This is a genomic window from Vreelandella vilamensis (genome assembly GCF_031451755.1).
Taxonomy (GTDB): Bacteria; Pseudomonadota; Gammaproteobacteria; order Pseudomonadales; family Halomonadaceae; genus Vreelandella; species Vreelandella vilamensis.
In genome coordinates this window covers 21,834-32,212 of the sequence record NZ_JARWAN010000030.1, presented here as the reverse complement: position 1 = coordinate 32,212, position 10,379 = coordinate 21,834, and the positions used below count along the sequence as shown (strand labels likewise).

Genomic DNA, 10,379 nt, shown 5'->3' with positions numbered 1-10,379 from the left:
GGTAGTGTGGGGCCTCCCCATGCGAGAGTAGGTCATCGTCAGGCACTTATCTGAAAAATCCCCCCGGGCACACGCCCGGGGGGATTTTTTTATGTCAGAATGCCTCGTCCAAGGAGGAGTGACATGACCCGAATGCACTGGGAGCAACTGCTTTCACCACAGCGCCTTCACGATAAACGCTCAGACAGTCATTTAGACAATACGCGTGAAATAGGCCGTAGCCCTTTCCATAAAGACCATGACCGTATTGTCTTTTCTGGCTCGTTTCGTCGTTTAGGGCGGAAAACGCAGGTGCATCCACTAACAGAGAATGACCACATTCATACTCGCTTAACGCATTCACTCGAAGTGGGATGTGTCGGGCGTTCGTTGGGCATGATTGTTGGCGAACTGTTGCAAGAGCGCTTGCCCTCATGGATTTCACCGGCAGATCTGGGGGTGATTGTTCAAACGGCATGCCTTGGTCATGATATTGGCAACCCTCCGTTTGGGCATGCCGGGGAGTACGCGATCCGCGACTGGTTCCAACGGGCGCAAGTGAGCGGCTGGCTTGATGGGCTCTCGCAAGCTGAGCGCAATGACTTACTGACCTATGAAGGCAATGCGCAAGGCTTTCGCGTGATTACGCAAATTGAATACAACCAATTTCAGGGTGGAATGCGCCTTACCACGGCAACACTCGGAACGCTATTAAAGTACCCTTGGGCGGTAACGCATCGTAGCCAAGAGGGAAAGTTTGGTGCTTATCAATCCGAGTTGCCCTTATTGCGCGATGTCGCGAATGCACTAGGATTGTTGCCGCAAGGAGAAGACCGCTGGTGTCGTCATCCCCTTGCATGGCTGGTCGAAGCAGCGGACGATATCTGTTATGCCTTGCTGGATTTAGAAGACGGTCTGGAAATGGGGATTCTGCGCTATGAAGAGGTGGCGGATATTCTTCAACATATCGCAGGCGAGGTGCCGGCGGAGTATGCGCAAATGCTTGCGCGTGGAGTTTCTCAGCGCCGCTGTATCGCGCTGTTGCGAGGAGCCGCCATGGAGCGCGCGGTGAACGAAGTCGGTGCGGTTTTTGTGCAGCACGAGCAAGCGCTGCTAAATGGGCGTTTGGACGCTGATTTGTTGGAGCTTTGTCATCCCGATTTAGGCTGGGGTGTGCAGGCAGCGAAACAGCTTGCCCGTGAGCGAATTTTTCAAAATGAGCGCAAGGCTAAACTTGAAATTGGCGCCTACACCACATTAGGGATTCTCCTTGAGGCCTTTATTGGTGCCGCACACGAGCTCCATCAAACAGGGCAGCCATCGTTTAAACATCAGCGTGTTTTAGCTCTGATAGGTGAAAACCGGCCGCAGCGGGAGTGGCCGTTGTACGATAGCTACCGGCGTATGCTCGATTTTATCGGCGGCATGACAGATCATTATGCGGTAGATTTAGCTCAAGAGATGGGTGGCAAACTGAAAGGCGATTAAAGCCATGAGGTTATACAGAGGGTTGGCGTAAATGCTTAAGTTCCATCAAGCGTGCCTGCTCTAGCAGAAGATAAATAACCTTGTCGTGAATGGCATCGCTTAACTCGCCGGGTTTCAGTTCGGCGAGTTGGCGTGACAATGTCTCGCCACTGACAACGAGCACATCGCTGGCCGCGTCACGCGTATCGATTTCCCAACCGGGTAACACTAACACACCGCGAACCGGCACCCGCACACCACAGCCTTTTTCTAGCCACTGACTTAGCCATTGTTCTGCCTGACGTGTTTTGTAAAGAGGGCGGCGTTCTTGCCAGTGAGGAAAGCGTAACCGCTCACGTTCAACAAATACTTGATTTAATTCATGCCCATCGGAGCCAATGGCTCGGGTGCGCGCTCTTGTTTCCACCACAAATACGCCGTGAGGCGTAACGACCACATGATCGATGGTAAAGCTATCGGTGGGCACATCGTGAAAAACGTAGTAAGGATGGGTATCGGGGCGGATAAGGCGCTCAAGCTCCTGCCCAACGGCAAGGTCACATGCTAACCCCAGTTTTAATCGCCGAATGCGCTGATAGTCACGAATCAGAAGCAGCGAAAATAGCAGCACTAATAGTGAGCTTAGCAAGCCATAAAGCGCCCACTCGATCCAGTCTTGACGCTCTACAAACAGCATGCGTCCCATGCCATAAACCAGCGGAGCTAAGCTGATGAGAGGCCCTAACGTGCCGTTTAAAAAAAGGCTGGAAAAGGCTTTGTCGAGTCGATTGCGCAACGCTTGGCCGGGAGCAAATAAAAGGTGTGCATCGAAAGGCGAATGAATGCGACCGTCGTGAAGGCTACGAAGCGCCAACACGATGCCCCCCATGGCCGCCATGGGGAAAAGAAAAATAAGGGGTAATAGGTATTCCAACCAAACCATGCCATTGCCTTGTGGGTTGCGGCTAGTGTCATGCTGAGGTTAAAGGGGAAATGCTCTAACCGCCAGCCAATTTGACCGTGTAACCTAGCTCCGTTAACGCTTGTTTCAGCGTCTCACGCTGATCGCCTTGAATTTCGATTACGCCATTTTTAACGGAACCACCGGTACCACAACGCTTTTTTAACCGCTTAGCTAAGGGGGTGAGTTCGTTCTCAGGCAGGGGAATGCCCGTTAAGGTTGTTACGCCCTTGCCTTTGCGCCCACTCGTTTCACGGCGAATGCGCACGATGCCATCCAGTGCGGCGATTCGCTCTTGTTCGGCTAACGCCTCGCAATGGCACTCTGCCAGGGGTTCACGGCATGTCGGGCATGTGTCGCCTTGGTCTGTCGAGTAGACCAGCCCACCGAGTTGGTCGCGCATGGAAGGCATGATTACGCTCCTTTGATGGATACGCCTTTGGTGGCCGAAGACGCAAGGTTTGTGTTCCATTTTTTCCGTGTCAGTCGTTCAACTACGGCGGGCAATTGAAGCATGCTGCTGATCATGATGGCCCCTTCCGGTGTTCTTTCAACGTCGGAGAAGCGGTTTAAATGAATAACAGTCATACCAGCTTCGAGCGCAGCTTGAACGCCCACCAGGGCATCATCGATTGCGATGCAATCGTAAGCGTTAAACCCCATAATGCTTGCGGCATGCAGGTGCAAACACGGTTCTGGTTTCCAGCAGTTAGCGGTATAACCGCTGAACAGCCGCTCGCCAAAATACTCACTGAGTCTTGTCGTGTGAAGGGCAGCACGAATTTTGTTCTCTGGGCCATTAGAGACAACGGCGCTTGGATAGGCGGAGAGTTGAGTGAGTGCTTCCCGAACTCCGGGTATCGTCGTCAGCTCACTCGTCAAGCGCTCGGCAAGGTTTGCACGCATGGCGCTTTCCATAATATCGAGCTGGTCAGCGGTCACGTCGCCATGACGTTTTTGCAACTCCGCCACGATTCGGCGAAAACGAGCGCCCCGGAACTCGCCCATGTAATCAGAAGCGGCGAAGGGTAAGCCGACGGCATTAAGGCCAACGGCCATTTCTTCTGCCAGCAGTGGCTCGCTATCCACTAACGTACCATCGCAATCAAACAGCAGAAGAGGCAAAAACATCGTCAATCCTTGCAACGCCCTAGGCGTGCCTATCGGACACAAAAGAGAAATGCTGGTAAAGAGTCATCATATTACGACGTTAACGAACAGTGTTCTATCTCTTTTCTCGCTTGCGTTAACTCTGGGTAAAAAGGCAGCTCAATATGGCTGCCTTTTCACGTCATCATGTAGATGGTTACTTCACCTTAGGATCGAGCTCGCCGTTTTCATAGCGCTTGGACATCTCTTCAAGATTAACCGGTTTAATTTTTGCAGCATTGCCGGCTGAGCCAAAGGCTTCGTAACGTGCGATACACAGATCGCGCATGGCCGAGACGGTTTCCTTGAGGAATTTGCGCGGGTCAAACTCGGCCGGATTCTCGGCGAGAAAACGGCGTACCGCGCCGGTGGAAGCGAGACGCAGATCGGTATCAATATTGACCTTGCGCACCCCGTGCTTGATGCCTTCGACGATCTCTTCTACCGGCACACCGTAGGTTTCGGGGATCTCGCCACCGTGGCGATTGATCACCTCAAGCCACTCCTGCGGCACCGAGGAGGAGCCGTGCATCACTAGGTGCGTATCAGGGATGCGCGCGTGAATCTCTTTAATGCGCTGGATGGAAAGGGTGTCGCCGGTGGGCGGACGCGTGAATTTGTAAGCGCCGTGACTGGTGCCAATGGCAATGGCGAGTGCGTCCACGTGGGTGGCTTTGACGAATTCAGCGGCTTCTTCCGGGTCGGTTAAAAGCTGCTCCATGTCGAGCTTGCCTTCCGCGCCGATGCCGTCTTCTTCGCCGGCCATGCCGGTTTCCAAGCTACCCAAGCAACCCAGTTCACCTTCGACAGAGACGCCACAGGCGTGGGCCATTTCCACGGTACGGCGCGTGACGTCGACATTGTAGGCGTAATCCATCGGCGTCTTGCCGTCTTCGCCGAGCGAACCGTCCATCATTACCGAGGAGAAACCCAGTTGAATTGAGCGTTGGCATACCGCGGGACTTGTGCCGTGGTCTTGGTGCATGGCGACCGGGATATGCGGGAACTCCTCAACCGCTGCCAGAATCAAGTGGCGCAGAAACGGCGCCCCGGCGTATTTACGCGCCCCGGCGGAGGCCTGAATGATGACCGGCGAATCGGTCTTATCGGCGGCTTCCATGATCGCGCGCATCTGCTCAAGGTTATTGACGTTAAATGCCGGAATGCCGTAGCCGTACTCGGCGGCGTGATCCAGCATTTGGCGCATGCTGATTAAAGCCATAGGGTCACCTTACTTAAGTTGTCTGTGAATATAGTGGTTTGTTGAATGTGTAAAAGCGCAAATGATGACGTATTAACCGTGTTGGGCAGCGGCCTCAAGCGCGGCAACGGCTGGTAATTTTTTACCCTCAACGTACTCTAAAAATGCGCCGCCACCGGTGGAAATATACGAAACGCGCTCGGCAATGTCGTATTTATCAATAGCGGCTAGCGTATCGCCACCGCCCGCGATGGAAAAGGCCGGGCTCTCGGCGATAGCCTTCGAGATCACTTCGGTGCCCTTGCCGAACTGATCGATCTCGAACACGCCCACTGGGCCGTTCCATAAAATAGTGCCCGCTTCTCTCAGCAGGCTGGCTAAGTGCACGGCGGTCTCGGGGCCAATATCGAGGATCATTTCGTCATCGCCGACTTGATCAACCGGCTTCACGGTCGCCTTCGCCGACTCAGAAAACTCGGTGGCCACCACCACATCGGTGGGCAGCGGGATATCGACCGTTTCCATCAGCGTTTTGGCCTGCGGAATCAAATCAGCCTCGTGAAGCGATTTGCCTACATTATAGCCGGCGGCGGCAATAAACGTGTTGGCGATACCGCCCCCCACAATAAGCTGATCGCATGTTTTAGAAAGTGCATTCAGGACATCGAGTTTGGTGGATACTTTGGAGCCACCAACGATAGCCGCCATCGGCCGGGCCGGGTTGGCCAGTGCCTTTTCCAGCGCTTCGAGCTCGTTGGCGAGAAGCGGGCCGGCACACGCCTTAGGGGCAAAGCGGGCGACGCCGTGAGTTGATGCTTGAGCGCGGTGAGCGGTGCCGAAGGCGTCCATGACGAAAATATCGCATAGCGAAGCGTATTGTTTGGCAAGTGCCTCGTCGTCTTTTTTCTCGCCGTTGTTAAAGCGCACATTTTCTAACAGGGCAACCTCGCCGTCGGCCAACGTAAGGTTGCCGTCAAGGTAATTTTTTACCAGTTTGACAGGGTGATCTAGAAGCTCGCCAAGACGTGTTGCCACGGGGGCAAGCGAGAACTCTTCAGCAGGCTCACCTTCCGTGGGGCGGCCTAAGTGGCTCATCAGCAACACTTTTGCCCCGGCGTTAACGGCGGCTTGAATCGTGGGTAGCGCCGCACGCAGCCGGGCGTCGCTTGAGACGCTGCCATTTTTGACCGGTACGTTAAGGTCTTCACGAATCAGTACACGTTGCCCGCTTAGTGGCAGGTCGGTCATTTTTTGCACGTTCATGCGAAACTGTCCTCGTATTAATAACGGTAAAGCGTGTTGATTAGGTCGTTAAAGGCATCGCGCTGGGCTGAGAGCGGGACGTCGCTAGGTGCAGGCTAATATCCAGCATGCGATTGGCAAATCCCCACTCATTGTCGAACCAGCAAAACAGCTTGACGAGCCGCGTGCCGGCGACACGGGTTTGGGTGGCATCGACGATGCCGGAGCGCGGGTCATGATTAAAGTCGATGGACGCCATGGGGGCTTCCGTGTAGCCGAGTACGCCTTTTAAGCGTGTTTGGCTCGCCGTTTGCAAGAGGTGGTTGACCTCTTGTGCGTGGGTATCGCGGCGCACCGTAATGGCCATGTCCATGGCCGAAACGTTGATCGTGGGGACACGCACGTGCAGGCACTCAACGCGATCGATAAGCGAGGGCATCAAGCGCCCAATGCCGCGAGCAAGCCCGGTATCGACCGGCACAATCGACTGCATCGCCGAGCGCGTTAAGCGCAGGTCGGTCTGATGATACGCATCGATGACGGGCTGATCATTCATCGCCGAATGAATGGTGGTGGTGACCCCGTGTTCCACTCCGAGCGCTTCGTCTAGCACCGTGAGTAGCGGCACAAGGCAATTCGTGGTGCAGGACGCGGCCGAAAGAATACGCTGCCCAGCATTCAATGTGCCGTGATTGATGCCCCACACAATCGTGGCGTCAACGTCACTTTCCGCTGGCTGGGAGAAAAGCAGCCGTTTGGCGCCAGCCGCTAAATGCTGCTCCGCGGTGTCGCGATCTTTAAAACTGCCGGAGCACTCCAGTACAAGGTCCACGTCGAGCGAGCCCCAAGGAAGCTTTGCCGGATCAGGTTCGCTCAACACACGAATGTGCTGACCGTTGATGATCAGGTGATCGGCGCCGTTTTCTTCTGTGTGTTCCACCGTGCCGGGAAAGCGCCCGTGGGTCGTGTCAAAACGGGTTAGGTACGCGATGGTGGCAAGGTCAGAAAGCTCGTTGATGGCCACCACTTGAAGATGAGGCAGCTCGCGCTCCACCAGCGCGCGCAGCACGCACTGTCCGATGCGGCCGTAACCGTTGATGGCGATGCGGTAGGGGGCAACTGGCTCTCCCATGTGTCTCCTCAATTCGCAGGCTGTTATCCGCCGAGCAAGCGCCATCCCCATGGCAGAAGAAGGGCCGTGAAAATGCCGGTTAGACTCATGCCCAGCGACGCAAAAGCACCAGCCGTGGGGCCGATTTCAAATGCCCTTACCGTGCCAAGGGCATGACCGTTAAGGCCGAGTGCAAAACCGATTAAGCGTTCATCACGAATTTTCATTACCCGTGTCACCAGGCTGACAAACGCAATGGCCGCGACGCCGGTAATCAGTAGCGCCCCCATTAAAAGCGCGACCGAACCGCCGAGCTGTTCGGTGATGCCAATGGCGATGGGCGCGGTGACCGATTTGGCTGCCAGCGAGGCTATGACGTCATCGGAAGCACCCATCAGCTTCGCGATGCCCACGGCATAAAGCGCCGCAAGACTGGCGCTAATCGGCAAACAAATGACCAGCGGTCGCCACAGCTCACGAATTCGCGGCAGCTGCTGATAAAGCGGCATCCCCAACGCCACCGTGGCGGGGCCGAGTAACACGGAAAGCCAACGGGCGCCGTCTTGATAGACAGTGTAATGAATGCCGCTGATAGCGAGAAAACCCGCGAGCAGCAGCGCCGCAATCAGTATCGCTGGAAACCATGGCGGCTGCTTTAAGCGCCGAAAAAGCGCCATACCCAGCAAGTAGGCGGCAAGCGTGAGCCCAACGGCAAATAGCGGGGTGTCGGTTAGCCGATCGACAAGCGGCTCACTCAGCATGATGGCCTCGCATGAGCCGCTGCAACAGCCATAGCGTGGTTACAACGCTAAGCAGCGTGCCCAACACCAACCCGACAAAAATCGCCGTCCATTGTCCGACAAGCTCGCCGGCGATGAAGAAAACGCCCACAACGCCGGGCATAATCAGCATCGCCAACAGGGCAATCAGCGGTTGCGCCGCGGCCGCCAGACTCTCGGGGACACCGCCGCGAAGCGCGAGCGTGATGCACAATAAAAGCATCCCGATCACCCCAGAAGAAATCGGTAAGGCGGTGAAATACACCGCCACTTCCCCGATAAGCCAGAAGCTGATTAACCACAAAAAACCGCCCAGTGCCGTCATGATCACTGTTATATGAGTGTGTTAGCGCTGGTTGAGCAGTTCAGTTGCCTGCTTCACCACGTTATCGACGGTAAAGCCAAAGTGCTTGAACAGATCGCCCGCCGGGGCGGACTCGCCGTAAGTGGTCATGCCAATCACGCGGCCGCCAAGGCCCACGTATTTGTACCAGTAATCGGCATGGCCCGCTTCGATGGCAATACGCTTAGTGACGTGGCTGGGTAAAACGCGCTCGCGGTACTCGGTGTCCTGGCCATTGAAACGGTACGTAGAAGGCATGGATACCACGCGCACGGCGTGCCCGGCACTTTCCAGTTCGGCGGCAGCGTCCATGGCCAGCGCCACCTCTGAACCCGTGGCGATCAAAATCAGCGCCGGTGTCCCGTCGTAGTCCTTCAGTGAGGAGTCTTTAAGAATATAGCCACCGCGCTGGATATCGGCCAACTGCGCTTTGCTGCGCGGTTGGTGTGGCAGGTTCTGGCGTGAAAGCACCAGTGCTGACGGGCCGGAGTGGCGCTTAAGCGCGGCATCCCAGGAGGCCGCTGTTTCGGCAGCATCGCAAGGGCGCCAGGTACACAAATTGGGCGTGGTACGCAGGCTGGTAAGCTGCTCAATGGGCTGGTGTGTCGGGCCGTCTTCGCCGAGGCCGATAGAGTCATGGGTGAAGACATAGATTGCCTGTTGCCCCATCAGGGCGGCCATCCGTACGGCGTTGCGCATGTACTCCATGAAGATCAGGAAGGTCGCGCCGTAAGGCACAAAACCGCCGTGCAGCGCGATGCCGTTCATGATCGCGCCCATGCCAAATTCGCGCACGCCATAGTGCAAATAGTTGCCGCTGGCATCGTCTGGCGTGATCGCTTTGGCGCCGTTCCAAAAAGTCAGGTTGGACGGAGCAAGGTCGGCGCTACCGCCGAGTAGCTCCGGCATTTGCGGGCCAAGTGTGTTGAGTGTGGCAAACGATGCCTTGCGCGAGGCAATATTCTCGCCCTTTTCTTGGGCCTGTTGCACCAGCGCTTCGCTGGAGAGTTCTGTCGGCAGTTGCCCCTTAATACGGCGTTTAAACTCACGCGCTTCGCTGGGGAAGGCCTCGGCGTAACGGCTGAAACGTTCTTCCCAGGCTTGTTGGCGGTTTTTACCCGCGTCGCGTGCATCCCAGGCGGAATAAATCGGCTCGGGAATATGAAACGCTGCGTGAGGCCAATCGAGCTGCTTGCGTGCGGCGGCGACTTCGTCGTCACCCAGCGGCGCGCCATGCGCCTCCTCTTTGCCCTGCTTATTGGGGGCGCCAAAGCCAATAATAGTTTTGCAGATGATCAGGCTGGGCTTGTCACTGTTTTGCTTGGCAAGTTCAATCGCCGCTTGAATCTCATCGGGCTTGTGGCCATCGACGCTCGGCACGACGTGCCAGCCGTAGGCCTCAAAGCGCTTGGCGGTATCATCAGTGAACCAGCCTTCCACTTCGCCGTCGATGGAGATCCCGTTATCGTCATAAAACGTAATTAGTTTGCCCAGCTGTTGCGTGCCGGCGAACGACGCGACCTCGTGGGAAATGCCTTCCATCAGGCAACCATCACCCACAAAACACCATGTATGATGGTCGACGACGGTGTGACCAGGGCGGTTGAACTGCGCGCCCAGTGTCTTTTCTGCCAGCGCCATGCCGACGGCGTTCGCTAAGCCCTGACCCAGCGGGCCAGTAGTGGTCTCAATGCCCGGCGCGTAGCCGTATTCTGGGTGACCCGCGGTGGGCGAGTGCAGTTGGCGGAAGTTGCGCAGCTGTTCAAGGCTTAAATCGTAGCCGCTTAGGTGCAAAAGCGAATAGAGCAGCATGGAGCCATGGCCGTTGGAGAGCACAAAACGATCACGGTCGGGCCATTTGGGGTCTTCGGGATTATGCTTGAGATAGTCATTCCATAATACTTCAGCAATATCCGCCATACCCATGGGCGCGCCAGGGTGGCCAGATTTAGCTTTCTGAACGGCATCCATGGAAAGGGCGCGAATGGCATTGGCCAGCTCAAAACGGGACGGCATGGGGGTGCTCCTCGCCTGCAAACGGAAATAATGAGGGCGCTATTGTCGCTGACTTCGGCAGCGGCGGCAAATTCTCCCGCGCTGTTGTGGGGATAGAGTCTGGGAAGCATTGCCTACAGCGTGTAAACTCT

Annotated in this window: 10 protein-coding genes; 1 reads left to right on the top strand and 9 read right to left on the bottom strand. The window is 56.0% G+C overall.

Going from position 1 to position 10,379, the window contains the following annotated elements:
* Nucleotides 1-123: 123 nt before the first annotated feature.
* Nucleotides 124-1,467, top strand: a complete 1,344-nt coding sequence (locus tag QC823_RS14675) for a deoxyguanosinetriphosphate triphosphohydrolase (protein WP_309657094.1) — start codon at nucleotides 124-126, stop codon at nucleotides 1,465-1,467.
* Between the two features lie 10 nt (nucleotides 1,468-1,477).
* Here QC823_RS14675 and QC823_RS14670 read toward each other — a convergent pair whose 3' ends face one another.
* The 9 genes from QC823_RS14670 to tkt form a co-directional block, all read right to left on the bottom strand.
* On the bottom strand, nucleotides 1,478-2,389 hold the full coding sequence (locus tag QC823_RS14670) for a nuclease-related domain-containing protein (RefSeq protein WP_309657093.1): 912 nt from the start codon (nucleotides 2,387-2,389) through the stop codon (nucleotides 1,478-1,480).
* A 55-nt stretch (nucleotides 2,390-2,444) separates the two neighbouring features.
* Nucleotides 2,445-2,819, bottom strand: a complete 375-nt coding sequence (locus QC823_RS14665; RefSeq protein ID WP_309657092.1) for a translation initiation factor Sui1 — start codon at nucleotides 2,817-2,819, stop codon at nucleotides 2,445-2,447.
* 2 nt (nucleotides 2,820-2,821) lie between these two features.
* Nucleotides 2,822-3,538: an HAD-IA family hydrolase gene (locus QC823_RS14660; RefSeq protein ID WP_309657091.1), complete on the bottom strand. Its 717-nt coding sequence runs from the start codon at nucleotides 3,536-3,538 to the stop codon at nucleotides 2,822-2,824.
* Nucleotides 3,539-3,713: 175 nt separating this feature from the next.
* Nucleotides 3,714-4,778 carry a class II fructose-bisphosphate aldolase gene (gene fba, locus QC823_RS14655; RefSeq protein ID WP_309657090.1) on the bottom strand — a complete coding sequence of 355 codons (1,065 nt, stop codon included), beginning with the start codon at nucleotides 4,776-4,778 and terminating at the stop codon, nucleotides 3,714-3,716.
* 72 nt (nucleotides 4,779-4,850) lie between these two features.
* On the bottom strand, nucleotides 4,851-6,020 hold the full coding sequence (locus tag QC823_RS14650; protein WP_309657089.1) for a phosphoglycerate kinase: 1,170 nt from the start codon (nucleotides 6,018-6,020) through the stop codon (nucleotides 4,851-4,853).
* A 40-nt stretch (nucleotides 6,021-6,060) separates the two neighbouring features.
* Entirely contained in the window at nucleotides 6,061-7,131 is a 1,071-nt protein-coding gene (locus tag QC823_RS14645) for a type I glyceraldehyde-3-phosphate dehydrogenase (protein WP_309657088.1), read from the bottom strand.
* 23 nt (nucleotides 7,132-7,154) lie between these two features.
* Entirely contained in the window at nucleotides 7,155-7,871 is a 717-nt protein-coding gene (locus QC823_RS14640) for an LrgB family protein (protein ID WP_309657087.1), read from the bottom strand.
* Nucleotides 7,861-8,214 carry a CidA/LrgA family protein gene (locus tag QC823_RS14635; protein WP_309657086.1) on the bottom strand — a complete coding sequence of 118 codons (354 nt, stop codon included), beginning with the start codon at nucleotides 8,212-8,214 and terminating at the stop codon, nucleotides 7,861-7,863. Before QC823_RS14635 ends, QC823_RS14640 begins: the two co-directional genes overlap by 11 nt.
* 21 nt (nucleotides 8,215-8,235) lie before the next feature.
* Nucleotides 8,236-10,248, bottom strand: a complete 2,013-nt coding sequence (gene tkt / locus QC823_RS14630) for a transketolase (RefSeq protein ID WP_309657085.1) — start codon at nucleotides 10,246-10,248, stop codon at nucleotides 8,236-8,238.
* Nucleotides 10,249-10,379 lie beyond the last annotated feature (131 nt).